This is a genomic window from Streptantibioticus rubrisoli (assembly GCF_024436055.1).
Lineage (GTDB): Bacteria > Actinomycetota > Actinomycetes > Streptomycetales > Streptomycetaceae > Streptantibioticus_A > Streptantibioticus_A rubrisoli.
The window spans coordinates 1-23,516 of sequence record NZ_JANFNH010000019.1 but is presented as its reverse complement, the minus strand read 5'-3'; the positions used below and the strand labels follow the sequence as shown (position 1 = coordinate 23,516).

The 23,516-nt window shown below is 67.4% G+C and carries 17 protein-coding genes and 3 pseudogenes; 11 read left to right on the top strand and 9 right to left on the bottom strand.

The genetic code is table 11. From position 1 onward, the window contains the following. Positions 1-84: 84 nt before the first annotated feature. Positions 85-1,044 carry an SDR family NAD(P)-dependent oxidoreductase gene (locus NON19_RS17265; RefSeq protein ID WP_255929067.1) on the bottom strand — a complete coding sequence of 320 codons (960 nt, stop codon included), beginning with the start codon at positions 1,042-1,044 and terminating at the stop codon, positions 85-87. Between the two features lie 162 nt (positions 1,045-1,206). Here NON19_RS17265 and NON19_RS17260 point away from each other — a divergent pair, with 162 nt between their 5' ends. Continuing rightward, positions 1,207-1,788 (top strand): TetR/AcrR family transcriptional regulator, encoded by a 582-nt coding sequence (locus NON19_RS17260; RefSeq protein ID WP_255929065.1) that lies wholly within the window; start codon positions 1,207-1,209, stop codon positions 1,786-1,788. A 352-nt stretch (positions 1,789-2,140) separates the two neighbouring features. Here the strand turns inward: NON19_RS17260 and NON19_RS17255 are convergent. Then, positions 2,141-2,734, bottom strand: a pseudogene (locus NON19_RS17255) (ATP-binding protein). Between the two features lie 293 nt (positions 2,735-3,027). Between NON19_RS17255 and NON19_RS17250 the strand changes: the two are divergent. Both NON19_RS17250 and fumC read left to right on the top strand, forming a co-directional pair. After that, positions 3,028-4,704: an NAD-dependent malic enzyme gene (locus NON19_RS17250; protein WP_255929061.1), complete on the top strand. Its 1,677-nt coding sequence runs from the start codon at positions 3,028-3,030 to the stop codon at positions 4,702-4,704. After that, the gene (gene fumC / locus NON19_RS17245; protein WP_255929059.1) at positions 4,701-6,164 is read left to right on the top strand and encodes a class II fumarate hydratase; all 1,464 of its coding nucleotides are present in this window, start codon (positions 4,701-4,703) and stop codon (positions 6,162-6,164) included. The genes NON19_RS17250 and fumC overlap by 4 nt, the downstream gene beginning before the upstream one ends. Before the next feature lie 290 nt (positions 6,165-6,454). On the opposite strand, the pseudogene NON19_RS17240 reads toward fumC, so the two are convergent. The 4 genes and pseudogenes from NON19_RS17240 to NON19_RS17225 form a co-directional block, all read right to left on the bottom strand. After that, positions 6,455-6,631: pseudogene (locus tag NON19_RS17240) on the bottom strand (transposase); the annotation flags it as partial. Between the two features lie 38 nt (positions 6,632-6,669). Continuing rightward, a complete protein-coding gene (locus NON19_RS17235) occupies positions 6,670-8,124 on the bottom strand; it encodes an FAD-dependent oxidoreductase (protein WP_255929057.1) in 1,455 nt (484 codons plus the stop codon). Between the two features lie 141 nt (positions 8,125-8,265). Continuing rightward, on the bottom strand, positions 8,266-8,838 hold the full coding sequence (locus tag NON19_RS17230) for an ester cyclase (RefSeq protein ID WP_255929056.1): 573 nt from the start codon (positions 8,836-8,838) through the stop codon (positions 8,266-8,268). Next, positions 8,759-9,586, bottom strand: coding sequence for an alpha/beta fold hydrolase (locus NON19_RS17225; RefSeq protein WP_255929055.1), 828 nt, complete (start codon positions 9,584-9,586; stop codon positions 8,759-8,761). Before NON19_RS17225 ends, NON19_RS17230 begins: the two co-directional genes overlap by 80 nt. 1,688 nt (positions 9,587-11,274) lie before the next feature. On the opposite strand from NON19_RS17225, the gene NON19_RS17220 reads away from it, so the two are divergent. The 4 genes from NON19_RS17220 to NON19_RS17205 all read left to right on the top strand — a co-directional run bounded on the left by NON19_RS17220 (position 11,275) and on the right by NON19_RS17205 (position 15,092). Beyond that, positions 11,275-11,598 carry a hypothetical protein gene (locus NON19_RS17220; RefSeq protein WP_255929054.1) on the top strand — a complete coding sequence of 108 codons (324 nt, stop codon included), beginning with the start codon at positions 11,275-11,277 and terminating at the stop codon, positions 11,596-11,598. Positions 11,599-11,882: 284 nt separating this feature from the next. Beyond that, a complete protein-coding gene (locus NON19_RS17215) occupies positions 11,883-12,311 on the top strand; it encodes a hypothetical protein (protein WP_255929053.1) in 429 nt (142 codons plus the stop codon). A gap of 31 nt (positions 12,312-12,342) precedes the next feature. Next, positions 12,343-13,335, top strand: coding sequence for a transposase family protein (locus NON19_RS17210; RefSeq protein ID WP_255929052.1), 993 nt, complete (start codon positions 12,343-12,345; stop codon positions 13,333-13,335). Between the two features lie 239 nt (positions 13,336-13,574). After that, a complete protein-coding gene (locus NON19_RS17205; RefSeq protein WP_255929051.1) occupies positions 13,575-15,092 on the top strand; it encodes an alpha/beta hydrolase in 1,518 nt (505 codons plus the stop codon). Between the two features lie 223 nt (positions 15,093-15,315). On the opposite strand, the gene NON19_RS17200 is transcribed toward NON19_RS17205, so the two are convergent. Continuing rightward, positions 15,316-16,449, bottom strand: a complete 1,134-nt coding sequence (locus NON19_RS17200; protein WP_255929050.1) for an IS630 family transposase — start codon at positions 16,447-16,449, stop codon at positions 15,316-15,318. 152 nt (positions 16,450-16,601) lie between these two features. Next, a complete protein-coding gene (locus NON19_RS17195; protein WP_255929049.1) occupies positions 16,602-16,736 on the bottom strand; it encodes a hypothetical protein in 135 nt (44 codons plus the stop codon). 306 nt (positions 16,737-17,042) lie between these two features. Here NON19_RS17195 and NON19_RS17190 point away from each other — a divergent pair, with 306 nt between their 5' ends. Continuing rightward, on the top strand, positions 17,043-17,633 hold the full coding sequence (locus tag NON19_RS17190; RefSeq protein WP_255929048.1) for a winged helix-turn-helix domain-containing protein: 591 nt from the start codon (positions 17,043-17,045) through the stop codon (positions 17,631-17,633). Next, positions 17,611-18,894: an MFS transporter gene (locus NON19_RS17185; protein ID WP_372514168.1), complete on the top strand. Its 1,284-nt coding sequence runs from the start codon at positions 17,611-17,613 to the stop codon at positions 18,892-18,894. Before NON19_RS17190 ends, NON19_RS17185 begins: the two co-directional genes overlap by 23 nt. A 465-nt stretch (positions 18,895-19,359) precedes the next feature. Here the strand turns inward: NON19_RS17185 and NON19_RS17180 are convergent. Continuing rightward, positions 19,360-19,746: pseudogene (locus tag NON19_RS17180) on the bottom strand (class I SAM-dependent methyltransferase); the annotation flags it as partial. Positions 19,747-21,117: 1,371 nt separating this feature from the next. On the opposite strand from NON19_RS17180, the gene NON19_RS17175 reads away from it, so the two are divergent. Beyond that, on the top strand, positions 21,118-22,011 hold the full coding sequence (locus NON19_RS17175; RefSeq protein ID WP_255929044.1) for a YwqG family protein: 894 nt from the start codon (positions 21,118-21,120) through the stop codon (positions 22,009-22,011). A gap of 790 nt (positions 22,012-22,801) precedes the next feature. Then, on the top strand, positions 22,802-23,516 hold a 715-nt coding region (argS, locus tag NON19_RS17170), incomplete at its 3' end, for an arginine--tRNA ligase domain-containing protein (RefSeq protein WP_255929042.1).

Here is a 23,516-nt window from a genome sequence, read left to right as displayed (position 1 = left end):
CCTTCGGGATGGGTGAGGTGTGCGGATGGTGCCCCGGGTGGAAAGGTGCGTGCTGGCTCGGCGGAGCAGTGGCGGGTGGCGCCGTCAGGCGGTCGGTGCAGCGGTCGCGAGCATGTCGAGGGATGTCTGCCACAGGCGGGCCGCGCTCTGGCGGTCCATGGCGTGGGCGGCCACTCCCCGGCGGACCCCGGGGCGGTGCGGGCCGGCTTCGTTGCAGTCCTCGAAGTACCGGCCTGTCACGCCCTCGACCAACGAGGAGGCGGCCAGCAGCACCGAGGTGGCGGCACCCTGCTCGATGTCCTTCCAGGACACGTCGGTGCTGGTGGCCTCGAAGGAGGCCGGACTGTTGGAGATGTCCCCGATGTGGCGGCCGAGCCGGGTGCCGGTGATGCGGCCGGGGTTGAGGGCGTTCACGGCGATCAGGTCGGACGCCCAGCGGCGGGCCGCCTCGACGGCGAATAGGACGTTGGCGGTCTTGGACTGGCTGTAGGCCGCCCACGGCTCGTAGGTGTGCCGTTGGAAGTTGATGTCGTCGAAGAGGACGTCACCATTGACGTGGCCGACCGAGCTGACGGAGACCACGCGGGCACCCTGGGCTGCTGCCAGGGCGCTGTGCAGGCCGGTGGCGAGGGCGAAGTGGCCGAGGTGGTTGGTGGCGAACTGCATTTCCCAGCCCTCCCTCGTCCGCTCCAGCGGCGAGGCCATCACACCGGCGTTGAGGACGAGGATGTGCAGCGGCCTCTGCCATGCCTCGACAAACGCATGCACCGAGGTCTGGTCGGCGAGATCGAGCATCGCGGCGCACACTGTTCCCGGGCCGCTTGCGGGGGTGATCTCCTCGGCGGCCTGTGCGCCCGCTGCCGGGTCGCGGACGCCGATGGTCACCTCGGCCCCGGCAGCGGCCAGAGCACGTGCGGTCTCGCGTCCGATGCCGGAGGCTCCTCCGGTGACGACGGCGCGTCGGCCGCTGAGGTCGATGCCGTCCAGCACCTCGGCGGCGGTTGTCTGTGCTCCGAACGGGGTCGTGATGAGGTTCTCGGTCATGGGGCTCTTCCAGAAAGACGGTGGAACGGGGCGGCGAGCGCGCGGCCGGTGGCGCGGAGGCGAGGTGCCGCCGTAATCTCGTATCCGGAATTGGTTCCGGTTCGAGTTCGACAGTAAGCGGAACTGGTTCCGGTTGCAAGTGTGGCAGGAAGGGAGTCGTGAGTGACTGGCCACGAGGGGGACGCTGGGCAGCGCAGGCCGCTGCGCGCGGACGCGCAGCGCAACGAGGACCGGTTGCTGGAGGCGGCAGCGGCCGCCTTCGCCCGCGAGGGTGCGGCGGCCTCGGTCAAGGACATCGCCCGCGCGGCCGGCGTCGGTGTCGGCACGCTCTATCGCCGGTTCCCGTCCAAGGAACTGCTGATCGAAGCGATCTACCGGCAAGAAGTGCAGCGCCTGTGCGAGGCGGCACCGGACCTCACGGCCACCCATCCGCCGGTGGACGCACTGCGGACCTGGATGGAGCGCTTCATCGACTTCATGGCCACCAAGCACGGCATGGCCGAAGCGCTGGCCGTGGTGCTGACCGACGACAGTGAGAAGCTGCACACCCGGGCCCTGCTCGCCGACGCCATCGCCCACCTGCTCAGCGCAGTGGAGAGCGAGGCACTGGCGCGGCCAGGGGTCAGGGCCCAGGACGTACTGATGGCTCTCGGCGGGATCAGCCTCATCGCCGCCAGCGAAGATCAGCGTGACCTGGCCACCAGACTCATCGGCCTGCTCCTGCACGGCATCGTGGCGAGCTGAAGAGATCCGGACGCGCTCCCTGTATCGCGGGATTGCGCCATCGGCCCCACAAGGCCTGCTGCAGCCATTCCACAAAGGGGCTACCGGGGTCCTCGTGCGCAACGGTCTGTACGAACCGGAGTACGTAGGCGGCATTGGTCGGATGCGGTGCCAGCGGCGCGCCGTCGTCTCCGTCAACGCCACCAGGGCCCGAGCTTCGGCAGGCCTCCGGAGCGGTGCGTGGGCCTGCGCAAAGTCCACCCCAGATGACCGGCAGGGCCCGCGAAGGCGCGTTCGCTCGGCATGCCCGATTGTCGGTGCACGAGGTTGCTTTTCTCGCCAGTCGCGTACGGGCGAAGATCCCCGGCGGCTGTCAAGCCACACCGGTCTCCTGCTCGATGGCCATGAGGCGGGAACGGGGGCCGTGGGTGGACATCACTTCGCAGTGGTGCAGGAGGCGATCGAGGACAGCGGTGGCGAGGACCTCGTCATCGAAGGCCTGATCCCACTCGCTGAAGGTCTTGATCGACGTGCGGATGATCGAGCCTTTTTCGTATCGCTTGAGATGACCTGGGAGACAAGGTCCGCCTCGGCGCGTTCCAGGGGCGCCGGCCCGGCAGGCGGCGACCGCGGGAGCGACGGCGGGGTGCGTCTTGCCGAGCCCAAGCGGCCCCAGCAGAGCCGCGTCGGCCTCGGCCTCGACGCAAGACAAGGTGGCCGGGTCCTTCACCTCGCGCGGGCCGAGGTCGTGCTGGAAGGAGAAGACGTACTCGTCCGGCGTCTTGTGGTGCGAGGGCCCGGAGAGCCATAGGCCCTGGCGGAAACAGCGGTCCGCATCCTGGACGCTGCGGTCGCGGCGGACCACTTCGACGACGTCGGCCACGCTGGTCGTCCTACGTGCCGGCGAGTGCAGTCGCGTAGCCCGTCGGCCGGTAGTTAGCCTGAATTCGTACAGCGGCAGCGACATGGCGCCTGCCAGCGTGTGCTGCGCACCTGAGCGGCGGCAATTCCGAGGTAGCCGCTCACGTCGGGACGCCGGTCTCATACGTTCATCGCCGGGCACCGGGGCCGCCCGGACCATTCACGAGTTCCGGCCAGGGCGCACTCTCGTCGACCTGTGGGGGCGATGTCGCAGCCACCTGTCTGCGGGACGGGCGCGGAGGTCCCCGCCACCCCTCGACCTGTCGGCGGTCGTGGTCTGGAGCGTGTCCGCGTGACCCCGTCAGGGCCGACATGGCATTCGCTCAGAGGGAGATTCTCATGACCGAAACCCACGCGCGGACCCCTGCCACCCCCAGCGTCCTAGTGGATCCGCTGCGTAACCGTGACGTGGCCTTTACACCGGAGGAAAGGGCGGCCCTCGGTCTTACGGGACGCCTGCCATCCGGAGTGTTCACGCTTGAGCGACAGGCTCAGCGCGCCTACCAGCAGATGCAGGTACAAGGCAGCGACCTGGCCAAGAACGTGTATCTGGAACAGCTGCACGATCGCAACGAAACCCTGTACTTCAAGGTTCTCGCCGAGCACCTCGTCGAGCTGCTACCGATCGTCTACGACCCCACCGTGGGCGAGGCGATCGAGAAGTACTCCCACGAGTACCGACGCCCGCGCGGCATCTTCCTGTCCATCGACCGGCCCGACGACATGGAGAAAGCCTTCACCACGCTTCAACTCGGGCCCGAAGACGTCGACTTGATCGTGTGCACCGATGCCGAGGAGATCCTGGGCATCGGGGACTGGGGCGTGGGAGGAATCCAGATCTCGGTGGGCAAGCTCGCGGTGTACACGGCGGCCGCAGGCATCGACCCACGCCGCGTCGTGCCCGTCTCGCTGGATGTGGGCACGGACCGAGAGTCGCTGCTGGAGGACCCGTTGTACCTGGGCAACCGGCACCCCCGGGTCCGGGGCGCCGACTACGACGCGTTCATCGAGAAGTACCTGGAGACGGCATCGTGCACGTTCCCCGACGCGCTCTTGCACTTCGAGGACTTCGGCCCCAGCAACGCACGACGGATCCTGGAGCAGTACGGGGAACGCTACCGGATCTTCAACGACGACATGCAGGGCACCGGGGCCATCACGCTGGCCGCGGCCCTGTCCGCCGTCAAGGTCAGCGGTGTGCGGATGCGGGAGCAGAAGCTGGTCGTCTTCGGTGCCGGTACCGCCGGGGTCGGCATCGCCGACCAGTTGCGCGACGCGATGATTCGCGACGGCGCGGATCCGGAGCAGGCCGCCACCCAGGTATGGCTGATCGACAAGCAGGGCCTTCTCACTCGGGACATGGCCGATCTGCGTGACTTCCAGCAGCCCTATGCGCGCGATCCGGCCGAGGTCGCAGACTGGGCAAGGGGGAGCGACGGGAAGAACTCGCTACTGGAAACGGTGCGTCGCGTCAAGCCGACGATCCTGCTGGGCACCTCCACCGTGCACGGCGCCTTCACGCGTGAGGTCGTCCAAGCCATGTCCGAGGGGACGGAACGGCCGATCATCTTCCCCATCTCCAACCCCACATCCCGTATCGAGGCCATGCCTGCCGACGTCATCGCCTGGTCCGGGGGTAAGGCGCTCGTCGCAACCGGCATCCCCGTCGCGCCCGTGGAATACGACGGCGTGAGCTACCGCATCGGGCAGGCCAACAACGCGCTGCTGTACCCAGGCTTGGGCCTGGGCACGGTCGTCTCCGGTGCGTCCCAGGTAACCGCGGGCATGCTGCTCGCGGCTGCACAGGCTGTCGCGGATCAGGTCGACCCGTCGGGGCCGGGTGCCTCTTTGCTGCCGCCCGTGGACAACCTTCGAGAGTCCTCTGCGATCACTGCGACTGCAGTGGTCAAGGCGGCACTCGACGACGGCGTGGCCACCTCCAAGCCGATCGACACCGCACAGGCTGTCCGGGAGGCCATGTGGCAGCCGGTCTACACCGACGGAGCCACAGCATGAACGCGCGACACTCCACCGCCGACCGGGACCAAGCCCCGCAGATCCACGACATCCCCGTCGGACTGCATGCGACCGGCACCCGGCGGGAGACCGACTCCATGGGCGCCATCGACGTCCCCGCGGACCGCTACTGGGGTGCCCAGACACAACGCTCGCTCATCCACTTCTCCATCGGGGACGACCGGATGCCCAAAGCGGTCTACCACGCCTACGGCTACGTCAAGAAGGCCGCCGCCGCCGTCAACGGGCGCGCCGGCCGCTTGCCGGCCTGGAAGGCCGACCTGATCCAGCGGGTGGCCGACGAAGTCATCGCGGGTGAACTGGACGATCACTTCCCGCTGTACGTGTGGCAGACGGGGTCCGGCACCCAGTCCAACATGAACACCAACGAGGTGATCAGCAACCGGGCCATCCAACTGATCGGCGCGGAACTGGGCAGCAAATCCCCGATCCACCCCAACGACCACGTCAACATGGGGCAGTCGTCCAACGACACCTTCCCCACCGCCATGCACATCGCCGCGGCCAAGGAGGTCCACGAGCACCTCCTTCCCAGCGTGCAGGCACTGCAGCGCGCCATCGAAACCAAGGCACAGCAGTGGCACGACGTGGTCAAGATCGGCCGTACCCACCTGGAGGACGCCGTCCCGCTCACCGTGGGGCAGGAATGGTCCGGCTACGCCCACCAGCTGCAACAAGCCGTCGACCGGGTCACCAGGTCGGCCGAGGGCCTGTACGAGCTCGCGATGGGCGGCACCGCCGTGGGCACGGGGCTCAACGCTCCACCCGGATTCGGCGAGCAGGTCGCCGCCGAAATCGCCGACGCCACCGGCTACCCGTTCACCACCGCGCAGAACAAATTCGCCGCCCAAGGCGGCCTGGACGCCATGGCCGGCGCCTCCGCCGGGCTGCGGGCCTTGGCAGTGCCCCTGATGAAGATTGCCAACGACATCCGCTGGCTGGCTTCCGGACCCCGCTGCGGCCTCGAGGAGCTCATCCTCCCGGCGAACGAGCCTGGCTCCTCGATCATGCCCGGCAAGGTCAATCCGACCCAGTGCGAGGCGATGGTCATGGTCTGCATCCAGGTGCTGTCCGAGGATGCGGCCATCGCCTTCGCGGGCACACAGGGCAACTTCGAGCTCAACGCCATGCGCCCGGTCATCATCAACAACTTCCTGCACGCAGCCACCATCCTCGCCGACGCCTGCACGAAGATGCGCGATTACTGCATCGAGGGAGCCCAGCTCAACCGGGACAAGATCGAAAGCTACGTCGACCGGTCTCTCATGCTGGTCACCGCACTCTCACCCGTGATCGGCTACGACAAGGCCTCCGCGATCGCCCACAAGGCCAACGACGAGGACACCACCCTGCGCGAGGCCGCACTGGCCTCCGGCTACATCAGCGCCAAGGAATTCGACCGAATCGTCCAGCCCGCCGCCATGGTCGGCCAGACGTAGAGACTGCCAGCACCGATTTGCGCGGGGCAGGTTTCGTCCCGGTGCTGGCAGGCGCGGCCATCCGCCGCCTGTCGCAGGGCAGCACCGCGGTGGCGTGCGAGCCGGGATCGGCCGACGGCCGCGAGATGACCGAGGAACAGCAGCGCCAGGCGGCCGCGAAACTCGGAGGCGGCGCGGGCCTGCACGTCTCTCACCCGATGGCCGTCAACGACGCCCACGCTTCACCGGCGCGCGGGCTGTCCGACGCAGCACAGCCTTTCGGTGGCTGCCGGAAACGTTCTCGCCGCCGACAACGCCCGCCATGCACAGCCGCTGACCAGTACGTAGATGATGGCCGCGAACAGCGTCTCATCAGGAGTGTTCGCTGTTCCGCCGCCCTGCGGCCGTGTTCGTTGCTCCGGGATCAGCGGCTTGGCGATCTCCCACAAGCCGTCCGGCACGATCCAGCTCCACGTTCCCCGGTCCATACCGGGTCAACGTCCGCCTCACCATGTAGGACACGGTCTTAAGGGATTTGTCCGACCGCCTCGCCCAACCACCGCGTCAAGGTCTCGCGTACCTCGTCGGGATCGGGGTCCTTGGCTGCCCAGGCGGCGTAACCGTCGGGTCGGACCAGTAGCGTGGGGCGCAGGCCGGCTGCTGGGGAGGCGGTCACCACCCGCCCGTCCCACGGCGCGGCGACTGCGGCGGTGTCGCGGCCCACCAGTACGAACGTGCCTTGCCGCAGGGCCTCATACAGCCGTGCTGGTTCCCCTGCCAGTCGGAGGTCCGGTACGCGGCGCCCGGCAAGCGGGTGGGAGCCCCAGGGTGCGGGGTAGGTGATCCCGATGCCGGAGATGCTGCGGGATGCACGCGGCTCTATGACACGTAGCTGGTGCGCGATGGCGGCCAACGAGGCACGCAACGCGCGGACTGCTGGTGACCCGGTGATGACGGCCGTGAGGAGTGCGTGACTGACGTGCAGCACCCTTCGGGCCACCGGATGGCGCTCGGTGTGGTAGCTGTCCAGCAACTCGTCATCAGCCCAGCCGTGCGCAACGGCTGCCAGTTTCCAGCCGAGGTTGGCGGCGTCCTGCATCCCGGTGTTCATGCCCATGCCCCCGGCGGGCGAGTGGACGTGCGCGGCGTCGCCCGACAGGAAGACACGCCCTTGCCGGTAGCGGGGTACCTGTCGTTCGTCGCTGTGGAAGCGGGAAACCCAACGGGCATCGTGCATCCCGAGGTCGTCACCGATGGTCCGCCTCGTGATGTCCCGGACCTCCTCCATCGTGACCGGTGCATCGTCGGGCAGCTGCTGCTGTTGCCGGTCCCAGGCGATGACCCGGTACCAGCCGTCCCCGAACGGCGCGAAGAAGGTGAAACCGTGCTGGTTCGAGGCGAAATTGAAAGCTTCGTCAGGTGCGCGTTCAAGCAGTACATCGGCCAGCATCACGGAGCGGATGGCCGACTTGCCGGGGAACGGCATGCCCAGGCTCTGCCGGACAGTGCTGCTCGCTCCGTCGGCGCCGACCAGGTAGCGCGCTCGAAGCGTGGCCGTGGCACCGTCCGGATGGTTCGTCTCCACGTCCACGCCGCCTGGGTCCTGCCGTATCCCTGTAACCCGGGTCCCCCGCACTATCGTCGCCCCCGCTTCCTCGGCCCGGCGCAGCAGAAGGCGCTCCACCTGCCATTGAGGAACTATCAGCAGGAACGGAAAGCGTGTGCGAAGACCGGAGAAGTCGATACGGATGCGGCCGAACGGATGCAACGCCCGGACCGGTGAGCCGAGAGCGAGTAGTTCGTCGGCCAGGCCCCGGGCGTCGAGTTCCTCCATGGTTCGTGCGTGGATGCTGAAGGCGCGGCTCAGGTTGGATTCGTGATCGCGCCGCTCCATCAGCGTGACGTTGACCCCGGACTCGGCGAGGTCGCCCGCCAGCAGAAGCCCGGTTGGGCCGGCCCCGACCACCAGAACATCCACCACTGATGCTCCGTGTTGGCCCGAAGAGCCGCGAACCGACCGGCTGCTAGCATCCATATTTGTCAGTATCAGCCCCGCTTGTCGGATTCGCTATCGCGTGCGAGCTGGTTGTTCTCGGTACCATCGGAAATCCCGCTCTTGGGGTCACACCTCGGTGAGTCCGAGTTGGCGTAGCATGCCGAGTTCGTCGCTGCTGCCCCAGCGTTCGACGAGCTTTCCGTCGCTGTCGAAGCGGCTGATCCGCATGCCTCGGTAGCTTGCCTTCCTGCCGGTCGCCGGTCGTCCCATCAGCGGCCCCAGACGCGTTCCGGTGATGGTGTAGGCAAAGGCCAACTCGTCGTCGGTGGCCACCAGGTGCTCCACCGCGACGTGCAGGTCGGGAAAGGCTGCCCGCGGATCGGCAAACATGGCCTTGTACCCTTCGGCCCCCGGCAGCCGCCCTGGGGCTGGATCATGGTCGATCGAGTCGGGTGCGACGATCTCGTCGAGGGCTGCGAGGTATGACCGCCTCTGCGAAAGCGGTCTGTGCGGCGATGTTCGTTCGCTGAGACATGGGCACTCCTCGGACTCGTGTCGGCCACCGGTCTGTCGCCGACCGCGTGAACGCGGGAAGGCCGGTGAAACGACACCTGGTCGGTCAGCCGCGTGCGAATTCAAGGAGGTCGTCGTTGAACCGCTCCGCGAACTCCGGCACCATCGAGAGGCCGTGCGGGGCACCGGAATAGACCTTGAAAGTCACGTCCTTGACCAGTTGCGACGATTTTTTCGCGGATGCCACGATGGGCACAATCTGGTCGTCGTCGCCGTGAATGATCAGCGTGGGGACGTCGAACTCCTTTAGGTCCTCCGTGAGGTCAGTCTCAGAGAACGCTTTGACGCAGTCGTAGGCGCTCTTGACGCCCACCGTCATGCTCCAGAGCCAGAACTCGTCACGGGTCCCCTGCGACACGGTCGAGCCTTCGCGGTTGGCACCGTAGAACGGAGCGCTGAGGTCCTTGTAGTACTGGGACCGGTCCGTCAGCACACCTTGCCGGATCTCGTCGAAGACCTCGATCGGCAGCCCCTCCGGGTTCGCTTCCGTCCTGAGCATCAACGGAGGGATCGCGCCGAGCAGAACCACTTTGGCCACACGCCTCGAGCCGTGCCGGCCGATGTAGCGCGTCACCTCTCCGCCGCCCGTCGAGTGACCGACCAGGATGGCGTCGTGGAGATCGAGGTTCTCCAGGACCGATGCCAGGTCGTCGGCATACGTGTCCAGGTCGTTTCCCATCCACGGCTGGTCGGACCGTCCGCCTCCACGTCGGTCGTGGGCCACGGCCCGGAAACCGTTGTCCGCCATCAGCTTCAGCTGCGGATCCCACGCGTCCGCGATTAGTGGCCAGCCGTGGGAGAACACCACCGGCTGACCTGCCCCCCAGTCCTTGAAGTAGATCTGCGTGCCGTCCTTGGCAGCGGCAAAGCCCATGATCGCCTCGCTAGCACTTGTTCGGAACTCCACCCTTCATGGCCATTCAGCGCCCGATCCGGGCAAGTGAGTACCACGTCCGACCAGCAGTGAACGGCCGTGAGGGCGAGGGCGATATTGGTGAAAGGCAGCCGTTCAGTACGGCCTCCTCTCCACGCTACTCGGGACACCCCACCTCAGCACACCAGGGCAGGCCACAGTGCGCACACACCCGTGGCTAATATCGAACGGGGCATGGAGTCCGGCATAAAAGGCCAGGGTGGGCATCAGGAGACGGGCCACGACAGCATTACTCGGCCCGTCTCTGAGCTGTCCGAGGGTCCTCAACGAGAGCTTCGCAGGTTGGATCGCCCAGGGGCGGCTCTGGGGACGACCAGGCCGTCGCCAGCCTGACCAACGCTCAGGGAGCTTGGCCCCCCGTTCGCCGCCGGGGACTCGACGGTCCCATGGTGGAGGAGGTGGTTCGGTCGGGAAGTCAGACCGTCATGGCGCGATCAGTTAGGCGTCACGGCTCGACGTGGTGCGTCGGGCCCGTCGAGGTGCGCTGGCGAGCGCAGGGCCTCGGTCAGGCAACCGTCCTCGAATCGGGCGGCGGCCTGTGGGTCGGCAAAGAGCGGCCTCCAGCGACGCGCTGACCTGGCGCTCGACCTCGTCACTGAACCGGACACCGCGCTGGGCGGTCAGGTCTCGGGTGTGCTGCATGAGGGACTGGACGATCTCGCGGCGTTGGGCTGTCGCCGCCCGCATGCGGTCTCCGGATCGCTCCGCCTGGGCCTGGCGCAGGGTCTCGCCCAGCCGCGCAAGGTCCTCGGCTTCCCGTCGGTACTCGCGAACGAGTTGGTTGAGTACCCAGGCTCCATGAGTCGGGCGCCTGAGATGCGCGATCCGCCCCGCGAGAGCCGCCTGGCCTTCCTCCCATGCGTAGCCTGCGAGGTCGTCCCGCGCGGCCACGGTTCGGTTGTGGACCATTGGTCACCACCTTTGAGAGGTCCAGCGCTCGGGGGTTCAGGCTGCCGGGCCCAGGCCAGCCCCTCGATCACTCCCATCTCAGCCGACGGCGGGATCGGGTGCAGCTCCAGACGGACAGCCGCAGTACGGGTAAATTGGCCCCCTTGCGGGAACTCCTTGCGTCCAACCAGCGGGCGGTCGGCTCGCTGGAGGGTATCGAGAGGCCACAGATGCGCAGCCAGTAGAGAAGGGGTCCCCGTTGATGAGAATGGAGTTCGAGGTGACCAGCAGACCGGAGTTCTTCGACTTGGTGGATGCCACGGGTCGGATCGGCTCCCTGTACTACGCCCGCGCCGACGAGCGCGGTCCCGGCTAGGGCTGGCCGGTCATCATGGCCAAGGTGCGCGACATCGGCTGATGGCAGTCCGGCCCCCACCCGGCGGCGCTGGAGGCGGTGCGTGACGCGCACGAGCTGTACACGGAACTGCTGCACGAGCACCGGAGTTTGGCACGGTTCTACGGGAACCAGCGGACGCGGGTGGTCAGCATAAGGCGATCACCCCCCAAGTCATCTGGTGCTAGCTGCGGTTCGCCCGCCTCCCGCGCTGTGAGCGCATCGACAAAACGGAGCATCCGAGCCCATCCCGCCGCGTCCAAGAGAAGATGCCCCCCTGAACACTCTGCCTCGCCAACTCTCCGCAGAGCAGGATTGCCTGCTGCGCACCATCGCCGAACCGTTCGTGCGCGACGGCCGCTGGCCACTGTGGCACTACGTCGAGCGCAAGATGAGCGAACGCGAACTGGATGCCCACGACGTGCTGCGGTCGCTGCCGCGAGTTCCCGCAGGCAGCAGCCAAAGCTACGGGTTCACCATCTCCGCCCAACCCGCCATGTACGAACAGGCCCCGGCACGCCTGACCATCGCTGCCTGCCTGGTGCTGCCCGACTTCAACCTCGTCGTGGGTGCCCCGTTCCTGCGCGTGCTCCACCACGCCATCAAGGTGTATACTGACACGCCGGTTTCACCGCACGAGATCACCCGCCCGACAGTGACTTCCGCCTAGTCGCACGCCGACCTTCCGTGGCTGAAGCCGCAGTTCATTGCCGCACTCCCAGAGATCCTCGACTACGAACCGGCACTCGATATCGGCGGAGGCTCCTCAAACCGCGATACCTGGACCCGGTACGTCGGCCAAGGAGTGCTGCGGTTCCGCCAGGCCAAGACCATCGACAGCTACGTCGCCACCGTCTGCGACATCATCCTGAAGGCATCTCGCGCGCAGCCGGGCATCGCCCCACTCCTCGCCAGCGGCGGCCCGGCCGCCGCCGAGCCCGAGCGGGGGCATACGTGGACACAGACCTGCTGGATCGCCTGGGGGAGATCGGCGAGAAGACAACGTGGAGCCTGGACAAGCTCCTAGACCTGGCCCACGAGCTGAATGTCAACTACATCGCCGGACACCCCTACCCGTGCCAGGCCCTGGTTCGGGCGATCATCGATCACATCCCCCCAGCGTTCGGCCAGCGCACCTTTGCCGGTGTGGTCAGCAGCCACGGCTGGAGCAGTCAGACCGACGGCAGCCACGCCAAGCGGCTTGCCGCCTACCGCACCACCGGTGACGACGTGATGCACCGCCAGATACGCAACGACCCGAGCCTGATCAGCATGGACGACCTGCCACCGCGTACCCAACTCAACGCCGTCCTGCGTGAACTCCTCGTGGTACTGGAGAAGGAGACGGAAGGCGGCACGTCTAACGACGTGGTCGGCGATTGATCGTGTTGGGCCGTGACGTGACGGCGGCCGCATGGGTTCTTCGAGTGTGACCAAGAAGTGGGCCCGTGCGGCCTTGTCTCATCCTGCCTTCTGCGGCCTGTCTCGTGCACATCTCGGCGTTTTGATCGAAGAGTTGGCCGCTCCGTGGCAGGCCCGCAGACAGTCCGTGCTGCACGAGCGTCGCGGCGGTGCCCGTCGGCGTGCTGCCGGCGCTGGACCGAAGCCTGAGCTGACACTCACCGACCGCGTCCTGGTCACCATGGTCCATCTCCGTACCAACTTGCCGCACGCGGCCCTCGCTGAGCTGTACGGCCTGGGCCGCTCGACGATCAGCGAAGCGATCGCACAGATCCGCCCCTTGCTCGCCACGAGTGGATTCGCCGTACCCGACCGTCCAGGCCTGCGGCTGCACACGCTGGCAGACGTGTTCGCCTACGCCGAAGCCGAAGGCATCCACCTGCGCATCGACGGCACCGAGACCCAGGTCCGCTGCCCACCAGCACACCGCCCCGGACGCCGGGCCTTCATCTCCGGCAAGAAGAGGCAGAACACCATCAAGACCACCACGATCAGCGACGGGCAGGGACGAACGCTGTGGTCCGGGGCCGATCGACCCGGCCGGATGCACGACCAAACAGCGATGCGCTCCGAAGGCATCGCCGAGCAGCTTCGCCTGCGTCCCACCGTGAAGGCCGAGGTCGACGAGGGCTACCGGAGCCTGGCCAACCAGTTCCCCGACCAAGTCAACGCACCGCCGAAGAAGCCAAAGGACGACGCGCCACTCGGGGAGCGGTACGCGTGGCGTGAGTATCGGCGCCGCCAGCCATCACGCCGCATCTGCGTCGAGCACGCCAACGCCGAACACAGGCAGTGGCGTCCACTCCAGCGGTACACCGGACGGCGGGAGACCTACGCGGACACCCATCGCGCCATCGCCGCTTTGGTCTCCGATCGCGCTGCCACCCGAACCTCCACCCGCAAACCGAGCACCGAACTCGTCCTCGTCCAGCAAACAGCCCGCTGAGCGACACCAGCCACGCCACCAGGCAACACGCACCAACCGCAATCGCCGACCACGTCGTTAGCGCTGCGGGCCATGAGACGCGCTGATGCGGCATGACTGATGGGTGACCCGCGGGACCGGTGAACGGGCATCATCCGGCAGGATGAGTGATCGTCGCTCCGCGGAAGGAGGATCGGGTGGGTGGTCATCGGTCCGCGAGCCGATGATGGAGAGGGGGCGGACCAGTAGCGTCTGCAGGCATGGTGAGATTACGTAGGGTGGCGCGTGGTGTCGTGTCGCTGCTGGTGGTAGCCGCGGGTGTGGGTCCGTGGTCCGGGTACGCCGCGGCGGTGCCCTCCGCTGGGCCGTCCACGCCGCCGTTCGTGGCGGCCGCGCCGAAGTGGACCAAGTGCGCTGATGCGGCGCCGGGAGCGGGCCCCGCGCAGTGCGCGGACATTCGAGTGCCGCTGTCGTGGGCCCGTCCCCAGGGGCCGACCATTTCCCTGCGCCTGTCGCGGCTGGCGGCTCTGGATTCGAAACATCGGCTGGGGGTTTTGCTGTTCAACCCGGGCGGTCCTGGCGGGCCGGGTGCCGAGGTGATCTCCGAGAGCGGGCGGTCGCTGATGCCCGCCGAGTTGCAGCGGCGCTTCGACATCATCGGCTTCGACCCGCGCGGGGTGGGGGACAGTACCGCCGTGACGTGCACCGGCGCGGCGTTGTCGCCGAAGGTCGCGGTCTTCCCTGACTCCAAAGGGCAGTTCGCGGCCGTGCGGCGGCAGAGCGCGGCCTACGGTAGCTCCTGCATCAAGCATTCGGCGCCCGGCCTGGTCGCCAACGTCGACACCGTCAGCGCGGCCCGTGACATGGATGTGATCCGCGTCGCGCTGGGGCAGCAGAAGATCAGCTACCTGGGCGTGTCGTACGGTACGTTCCTCGGCCAGACTTATGCCCGCCTGTTCCCGCACCGGGTCCAGACGATGGTGCTCGACGGCGCGATGGACCACGCGGTCAGCCCGGCTGCCTTCCTGGACGAGGAGGCGTCCTCGCTGTCGGAGGTCTTCGGCCGGTTCGCCCGGTGGTGCACGGCGTCGAAGTCGTGCGCGCTGCACGGCAAGGACGTGACCGCGATCTGGGACGGGCTGCTGGCCCGCGCGGCCCGCACGCCGATCCCCGCACCGCACGCGGGGGGTGGTGCGACGACGGTCAACGCCGACGCGATCCGGATGGTACTGCCGAACCTGCTGCTGTTCGGGCCGACCAGTTCGCTGGTCCCCTCCAGTTGGCCGGAGTTGGGCAGGGCGATCGCCCAAGCACAAGCGGGCGACGCCTCGTTGATGGCCGAAAACTCCGACGTCGGTCAGCCTCAGGACGCCTATGCGGCAGTGGGCTGCATGGACTTCCCGACGCAGGTGCGTGGTTATGCCGACGCCGCCAGGCGGTTGAAGCAGGCCCGCGCCCTGTCCCCGCACACCGGCGCCGCCTCTGAGGCCTGGCTGATCACGGACCTGTGCGCGGGCTGGCCGCTGCCGTCCACCGATCCGTGGGGGCCGCAGAAGATCACCGGCACCCCGCCGATCCTGGTGGCCAGCACACGCTACGACCCGTCGACGCCACTGGTATGGGCGCAGGGGCTGCACCGCGAGATCACTGGCAGCGCCCTACTCATCGCCGATGTCACAGGCCACACGGCCTACTTCAACTCCGGCTGCGCCCGTAACGCGGAGACGGCCTACCTCATCACCGGCAAACTGCCCGTATCCGACCGCTGCGGCGCCTGACTGACTTCCCACCATGCGTACACGATGGGCCGCGGCCGCCCCCATCTTGGACCGCGACTCGTTCTACGTGATCGCCCGGCACCGCCAGCTTCGGTCGATGACCCCGGGCACCTTTCGCCCGGGGCCACCGCCTTTCGTCCGCACGCCGCGAACGAAGCCACGTGGCCCATGCGGAGAGCCGGTCCCACCACAAACCTGGCCTTCCCCGCCTCCTAGTGCCGCATCAAGCTACGTTCGCCCTGTTCACCACATCACGGAGGCGGTCGTCGGCGGCATGCTTGTTCCGCCAGATGATGTAGCGACGGATCATGCTTCCCTGCTCCTTGTGGCTGGCGTGGTCGGTGCCATCCAGTGCGAAGTAGCGCAGGGCGGTGAACTGGGCCTCGATCCGGTTGAGCCAGGAACTGGTGGTCGGGGTGTAGGCGATCTCCACGTTGTTCGTCGCCGCCCACGTGCCAACTCGCTGACACCGCCTCGTCGTCAGGTGTGGTGAGTAGTTGTCGCAGACGATCGCAATGCGTACGTCCATCGGGTGCAGCGAGCGCAGGTAACGGCAGAACTCCAGGAACTTCGACCTGTTCTTGGTCTTCTTTATGTGCCCGTAGAGCTGGTCCTTGACCAGGTCGTAGGCGGCGAACAAGTGCCGGACCCCGTGCGGGCGGGTGTAGGTCGCCCGGCGGCGAGGCCGGGGATCTCGGTGGGGGTCCTTGTGCCTGCCGCCGCGTTCGGCCCAGTGCCGGCCGGGGTGCGGCTGGAGGTTGAGCGGGCCGAACTCATCCACGCAGAAGATGACTTCGGGCTCGCCTTCCTCCGGTATGACCTCGCCATCGGCGATCGCGTAGAGGTGTTCGACACGGGCCTTCTTGGCCGCGTAGTCGGGGTCTCGTGAGGTCTTCCAGGTCTTCACGCGTTGAAACGAGACGCCCTCCTCACGGAGCAGGATGCGCAGGCCCTCGTGGCTGATGTCGTCGACCACCCCCTCGGCGACCAGGAAGTCGGCCAGCTTGGCCAGGCTCCAGGTCGAGAAGGGCAGGCCGTGCTCGGCCGGCTTCGACTTGGCCATCTTCTTGATCTCCCGGCGTTCCGGGAGGGTGAAGGTCTTCGGCCGACCACCCTTGTACTTGGGATAAAGCGAGTCGAAGCCGTCCGCGTTGAAGTTGTGGATCACGTCGCGGACTCGGTCCGGGCTGGTGAACGTCACCTCGGCGATCTTCGCCACGGGCATGCCCTGCGCGGATAACAGCACCATCTGAGCCCGCCGCCAGGTCACCACCGAACCAGTGCCTCTGCGGATGATCCGCAGCAACCGCCTGCCCTCGTCGTCATCAATTTCCCGGACCCGCACGCGTTCAGCCACGTGATCATTCTGGCCGTCTGGTACTTCCCGGCGCAGCAACTGAGCGACACATCACGACAGGGCGAACGTAGCTTGATGCGGCACTAGCTTCAGTACGGGGCCAGTCCCCGCCCGCGGACACCGAACAGCTGTGGCGCCAGGGGCCGCCGCGTTCACAGGACGCCCGCGGCGGGGTCCGGAAGCTCGACGGGGTCGGTGCCGAAACAGCGCAGCTGCCGCTCCACTTGGCCCGCGTCCTCATGCGGCCGTTCCAGGACTGCCCAGACTGCGTTTTCGTGTCGGAACACGTTCCAGTTCCACGATGTGTTTCCGCTGTTTCCGCGTTCCAGCGGTCTTGGAAAGCCTGGCCCTCCTCCGGCAGTGGGCGGATGCGTAGCCAGCAGGTCGGACGGGAGGACTCGTGGCCTTGTCGCCGATCATCCGGTGCCGCAACGGCATCAGTTACCTGCGAACCGACCTCGCCGGACGGCTTGCGTTCGCCGACATCACGCGAGCGGTGTCGGTGGTAGTGGGCGTAGTCGAGATGTGGAACCCACACGGGCAGTTGCACAACTTTTATTGCGCAAGTTTCCCTTCGTATCTAGGCTCGGCGCATGGCGAAGGAACCGACTCCCACCGTCACCGACCTAGAAGCGCTGAAAGTCTTCACGCACCCACTGCGAATTGCGCTCTACCGGGCGCTGCACGCAGCGCGTTCGGCGACCGCGTCGCAGCTTGCGGAGCAGGTCGAGGAAACGGTGTCCCTCGTCAGCTACCACCTGCGGAAGATGGCGGCGCACGGATTCATCGTCGAGGCACCGGAGCTGAGCACGGACGCGCGTGAGCGGTGGTGGAAGCCGGCCTCCGAGAAGGGCTGGAGCTTCCGCAGTTCTGACTTCGTTGGTGATCCGGAGGGTGCGGCGGTGGTCGGCCAGGTGACCCGGCAGTTGCTCGCGACGCGCGCCGAATGGCACGGCGCCTACCTCGACCAGCAGGCGGCGTGGCCGAAGGAGTGGACGGACGCGTCGTTCAGTTCCGAGTACCTGTCACGGCTGACGGCCGCTGAGTTGGCCGAGTTGGGGGAGGAGATCCACGCGCTCGTCCGGCGCTGGCAGAAGCGCGGCCGAGCGGCCGAGGCGGCCGGAGACACCGAAGGCCGCGAGCACATCGCACTCCATCTTTATGGATTCCCCTACCGGCCTTGAGGAGGCGTCAGTGACTGCGACAGCGACCACGCTGCAGGCACCACCGGACTTACCGCCCGCCCATCGGGACCCGAACGTGCTGCGCTGGCTGGGCGCGTTCGTCGCCTCGCTGCTGGGCGACAACGTCTACTTCCTCACCCTGTCCTGGGCGGCCACCCGCGCCGGTAGCCCGGCACAGGCAGGGCTGGTGCTCGCCGCCGCATCAGTGCCAAGGGCGGTGCTCATGCTCGGCGGTGGAGTGGTCGCCGACCGGTTCGGTCCTCGCAAAGTGGTGATCGGTAGCGATCTGATGCGCTGCGTGGTGATCCTGGCGGTGGCAGGAGTGCTGGCGGTGGCCCACCCCCGTGTGTGGCTGCTGATGGTGGTGGGGCTGGTCTTCGGCACCGTGGATGCCCTGTTCCTACCGGCGGTCGGCGCTCTGCCAGCGCGTATTACCACCCTGGACCAACTGGCCCGGGTGCAGGGCCTGCGAGGTCTGGCATCGAGGGTGGCCACTATTGGGGGTTCGCTCCTCGGGGGACTGGCCATGGCGCTGGGCGGCTCGCCAGTGGCCTTCGCCGTCGCCGGGACGCTGTTCGCCGTGTCACTGCCGTTGCTGATCACCGTGCGAATGGTGCCTCTCCCAGACCACCACCGCGCCGCCGCTGCGAGCACCCCCTGGCAGGACTTGGCCGCCGGTCTGCGGCACATCCGCCGCAATCGAGTACTCGCCCTGCTGGTACTCGTCCTGACGATCAGTGAAATGGGCTTCACCGGCCCGCTGAACATCGGCGTGACCCTGCTGACCGGTGAACGCGGCTGGGGTGCCGCCGGGCTCGGCTGGATCGTCGGCGGCTTCGGCGGCGGCGCGGCCACTGCCGCCCTCGTTCTGGCCGTACGCGGCCGGATCCCGCACGCCGGGCTGGTTCAGCAAGGGTGCCTGGCCCTCAGCGCCACCGCGCTCGCCGCGCTCGCCTTCGTGCCGTCACTGGCTGTCGCCGTCGGGGTCGCCATCGGCATCGGACTCACCGCCGGACTCAACAGCGCGCTAGGCTCGGCGCTCCTGCAGACGGCCGCCGATCCAGCATATTTCGGCCGGATCACCGCCGTGTCCAGCTTATTTTCACTCGGCATCGGCCCACTGACATATCCCCTCACCGGCGCAGCCATCGCCGCCTGGGGAACACGACCAGTGTTCACCGCCAGCGCCGCCATCGTGGCGCTCGGATCTGGCATCGGACTGTGCGCCCCGTCCCTGCGGCATGCCGAACTGCCTTGCTAGCGGCCGACTCAGGATGTCCCCTCCGGCCTTATCGGCACGCTGCCTTGCCAGACTCAAGGCCACGTCCGAAGAAGCCCTCGCGAAATGTGGTTCTGGTCGACAGCAAGATGCGGCCTGTACTCTTCAGCGGCAGAGGGCGACGGCTACGCAGAGGGTTATGCGCCTGGACGCGCCCCTGTCCGTCAGTCAGTTGACGCACTATCAAGTGCCTCCGCCAGGTTCAGTCAGGGTGGCATTGCGCCCATCCCGCGAGCACCGGCACGGTCGGGACACCGACAAACGACTCCCGTTCTCGCGCACAAAGCCACGCGCATGGACGTGCACCGGGAGCACCTGGTCGACTTCCTCAAACTCGCCCTGCGCCACCGGGATCCTGCCGTCCGCCGGTGGATGATGAGCACCCTGGAATAACCGGGGAGTCTTTCTTCGCCAACACCCCGCGGCTTGCACGTGCGGTCGAGCCGTCTGCGTCGCGGTCAGCCGTATCCGCTTCCACTGCTGGGTTGTGGGTTGGCCGACCTCGAAAACGCGGCTGTGGCCGGTCAGTTCCAAGCGGTAGGCGAAGGAGTCCAGCCCCCCGCCGGGGACCACGTATTGGTCGATGCCGGGCTGGCCAGTTGAGCGCGCCGGTCTCTGTATAGCGGCTGCGGTTGATGGCGGTCGTCCGGGCACCGGAAAGCATCTTCGTGCAGCGACTCGGCAACGAATTGCCACCCCAACCTCCTGTATCGACACGCCAATTCGCTCACCACAGGCCCGGCTACGGCCGACCCCGGCAGATTGCTGGTAAGCCCCTGACTGTCTTGATCGAAGTCGTGCTGCCTCCGGGCCGGTCGCCGCCGCTCCCTCCATCACCAGCGGCAGAACCACCAGCCCTGGCATCGGGCGAGTGGGTCATGGCTCGGAAACCAGCCGACAGCTGGATCCGCGCCATCGCCAGCATTGGCGAGTCCGTATCCCAGCTGCTCTCAGATGCAAAACCTCCCTGTCACCCCCCAGATCAACCGAGGCCATGGCACCACGACCGACGCCGAAGGTGAGAGAATTCCTCAACTCCCTTTCGGTAGCATGCCGATGGGGTTACCATCTCGATGATTCCGCGCATGCCCGATCGGCTGCTCGCCGTCCTCGGTGGCGTGGGCAGCGCGGGTCAGCGGCGCGGCCTGGTTCGGCGGTCGTGAACAGCTGAGGGGGCTGGGCACACCCGGCAAGGATGAGAGCGCCGCCGGGGACCATTTCCTGCCGCGCAGTCCGCGTCCGGCGGATCACGAGCACACGTCTGTCAGCCAGCGGCAGCGACACTCCGCGTCTAACGATGCTGGAACGAAAAGCGGACGTTGTTTCGGTTTGGCAATCTACGGAGCGTTAACCGGTACTTTGACGTATTTGCTCGGAGTATTCCCTTCATCGGCGATCGCCGACAGTTCCGCATCGTGATCGGCGAGGCTCTCGCCGCATCCGGCCATGAAGGGAATCTCTGGTATGTCCTACCGAAAGCACATCATCGCCGCCGTGCTAATGGCTGGCGCCCTGATCGGAGCGGGCGCACTTCCCGCTTCCGCCTCAGAGTCCGGCCACGAACATGGCTGTCACTACCGCAACTGCGATGACGGATGGAGGCACCACCCCGGCTGGCGCCACGACCGTGACGACTTTCGCCGCGGCGGATGGTGGCACGACCGTGGCGACTTTCGCCGCGGCGGATGGTGGCACGACCGCGGCCACTGGCGCTAAAGCCATGGCGGCCTCGACACTGAATGCACGATCGGTCCCGGCCGACTGACGAGGTCGCGATGGACCGTGGCGGCTAGCGCAGCGGTTGTTGGCGGCCACGGCCGATGGCTCCGGCGGAGACCCGCCGGAGCCATCGAACCGGGTTCTCCCCTCCGCTCGCTGATGTTTGTTGATGGCCAGCCGGGACTGCGACCACGGGGTCACCCTCCTCGTCTCCGCCCCGGTCGGTACGCACACGGGCGCCGTCGCCTACCGCACACGACGGGACCATCAACGCCCTCCGGCCCAGCGCCCAGGGACAAACGGGCGCCACCTTCTATGCCTAGGACCGGGGAGGACTCATCGGCTACTACAAAGAGCCCGTGCGTAGATCGCGTCACGGAAGCCGCGCCTGAGGTGGATCCGGTGCGGTCAATGGTTGGGTGCGGGACCCAGCCGTTGTCGCGCCCGCACTCGGTCAATGTCAGTGGTGTCCGCGAGAATTCACGCATGCACGATACTGCGCAGGTCCGCGAAACGGACGACTTGGCTCGCCTTCTGGCAGCCATGCCGGGGCTTTCCTCGTTCGCCCGCACCGTCGTCAGGCTCCGTCCGCGACGCGGCAACCCCGGCATACGGGAAAGCCATGTCGGCGGTCCGATGCTCTGGCCGGTCGACGAGCCCTGGCCGCACTGTGGGGACGCGGACCACGGAAGTGCGGTCGACGCGGTGCCGATGGTGTCCGTGGCCCAGTTGTACGCCGCCGACGTCCCGGAGATCGCCTTCCCCAAGGGCAGTGACGTGGTGCAGATCGTGTGGTGTCCCGAGCCGCATGACCTGCCGGAGCCGTCGTTCCTGGGCAAGGACTGCCGCGTCTTCTGGCGGCGCTCCAGCGAGGTCGTCCATGAGCCTACGGCGCAGCCCGACCCCTGGGAGCACTGGGACGCTGAGTGGGACGAGGTCCCCCGGCCGTGCGCCGTGCACCCCGAGCGGGTCGTGGAGTATCCCTGGTGGGAGGAGCTGCCCGCCGACCTTCGGCAACAGTTGGAGAACTCGGAGGAGTTGCGCGATCTGTACTGGGGCGAGAGCCTGACGGACGGCTGGAAGGTCGGCGGAAGCAAGTCCTGGGCCTCCAGCGACATGCCCGAGAGCCTGCACTGCCCCGAGTGCGCCGCGCCTCTCGTCCTGCTGCTCCAAGTGGACTCTTACGAGGGCCTGCCGCTCATATCAGAGAACCCGCACACGTATCTCGACACGGTGACCGGACAGCACCTGGTCTGGGGGACCGAGGAGTTCACGCTCACCCGGGAGGCAACCGGCTTCCGGGTGGACGACGTCGCGGAAGCCGGAATCTACGTCTGCTCCGCGGACCCACGGCACCGGGCGCTGTACTTCACCCAATAACGGGCACCGCGCGGAAGCGTGCTCATCGCCTCCGTTCAACCACCATCGCAGCGGAGCCTCCCGGTACGGCGGGCGGCACGTGAGGGCCCTGAATTGCGGGGGTCGCACTGTGAGGCGCGGATCGTCGGGGTGACCGAGAGGTAGGAGAGCCCGGGCGATCAGTGCGGTGTGGCACTCTTCGAGCACGGCACCCCACGCAGGCACGCGCTGACCAGGATTGCTTCCACGCCGCGAGACCAGCCACAGTGGCATGGTGGTGCGGTTGTCGGTACACGCCGTCTATGAGTTGGACAATCCCCTGTTGAGTTCGCAACCAACTAGGACGAAGAGCGGGCAGGAGATTTTCAAGGATCTGACCGCGGTTCCGTGAAACAGACGGTGGTGGAACGGCGGCAGTTGGAAGGGTCGGTCGTGACCGGCTGCGGTCTGGGAGGGGGACCGACCTGGCCTGTTGCCTCGGCGAGGCGTTCTTCTGACTCAGCGGCGAGTGCTGTCGTCCGTGTTACCGACTGCGGATCCGTACCGTTTCGGGGGGGTTCATGGCGCGCCGCGTACGCGTCCGTGGCGTGTGCCTTGCCGGTTTCGGCTCCGCCGCGCTCGCCGCCATCGGCGACGTCGCCCGCATACGGCGCCGCCGCGTCCGCCCGAGTCGGCGGCCCTGCTGCGCACTGGGGCGGCCGCCCGCGTCGAGGAGGGGATCGCCGTGGGCGATGGGGTGGTGCGGGGAGGCTGAGGCTCCGCCCAATTAATCGGTGTCTGCGATGATGTCCGCCCCGGTAGCGTCGCGGCCGTGACTCCAGCAGATCTCGCGGCCGTCATCTCCGACGGCGTTCACCTGGCCATCCAGTCCGGACGCATCTCGGCAGAGGTGCCCGAGGAGATCCGTGTGGAGCGCCCTCGCCACCGTCGCCATGGCGACTACTCGACGAACGTTGCGATGCAACTCTCCAAGTCCGCCGGTCTGTCCGCCCGTGCCGTTGCCGAAGTGCTGGCCCCACTGGTGAGCGCGGCCGACGGAGTCGCTAAGGCCGAAGTCGCGGGACCCGGATTCCTCAACATCACGCTGGAAAACTCGGCGATAGGCACCCTGGCGCGCGACATCGTCCTGGCCGGTGACGCCTATGGCCGTACGGACCGGCTCGGCGGCCTTCGGTTGAATTTGGAGTTCGTCTCGGCGAATCCCACCGGGCCGGTGCACATCGGAGGGGCCCGGTGGGCGGTGGTGGGTGACGTGCTTGCTCGGCTGCTCGAGGCCGCGGGTGCGGATGTGTCGCGGGAGTACTACTTCAACGATGCCGGGGTGCAGATCGACCGCTTCGCCCGCTCGCTGTTCGCCGCGGCGCACAGCTGGCCGGGGCCCGAGGACGGCTACAGCGGCGCGTACATCGAGGAGATTGCCGCAGCGGTGCTGCGTCGGTGGCCCGGGACTCTTGAGCTGCCGGAGGCGGAGGCCCTCGCCGCGTTTCGGACGGTGGGCACGGCGCTGATGTTCGACGAGATCAAGA

Excerpts from the sequence above, each read along its gene's own strand:
- NON19_RS17205 (WP_255929051.1), top strand. The coding sequence starts at position 13,575 with ATGGTGAGATTACGTAGGGTGGCGCGTGGTGTCGTGTCGCTGCTGGTG.
- NON19_RS17185 (WP_372514168.1), top strand. The coding sequence starts at position 17,611 with ATGGATTCCCCTACCGGCCTTGAGGAGGCGTCAGTGACTGCGACAGCG.
- fumC (WP_255929059.1), top strand. The coding sequence starts at position 4,701 with ATGAACGCGCGACACTCCACCGCCGACCGGGACCAAGCCCCGCAGATC.
- NON19_RS17175 (WP_255929044.1), top strand. The coding sequence starts at position 21,118 with ATGCACGATACTGCGCAGGTCCGCGAAACGGACGACTTGGCTCGCCTT.
- NON19_RS17210 (WP_255929052.1), top strand. The coding sequence starts at position 12,343 with ATGGGTTCTTCGAGTGTGACCAAGAAGTGGGCCCGTGCGGCCTTGTCT.
- NON19_RS17190 (WP_255929048.1), top strand. The coding sequence starts at position 17,043 with ATGGCGAAGGAACCGACTCCCACCGTCACCGACCTAGAAGCGCTGAAA.
- NON19_RS17225 (WP_255929055.1), bottom strand. The coding sequence starts at position 9,586 with ATGGGCTTTGCCGCTGCCAAGGACGGCACGCAGATCTACTTCAAGGAC.
- NON19_RS17265 (WP_255929067.1), bottom strand. The coding sequence starts at position 1,044 with ATGACCGAGAACCTCATCACGACCCCGTTCGGAGCACAGACAACCGCC.
- NON19_RS17250 (WP_255929061.1), top strand. The coding sequence starts at position 3,028 with ATGACCGAAACCCACGCGCGGACCCCTGCCACCCCCAGCGTCCTAGTG.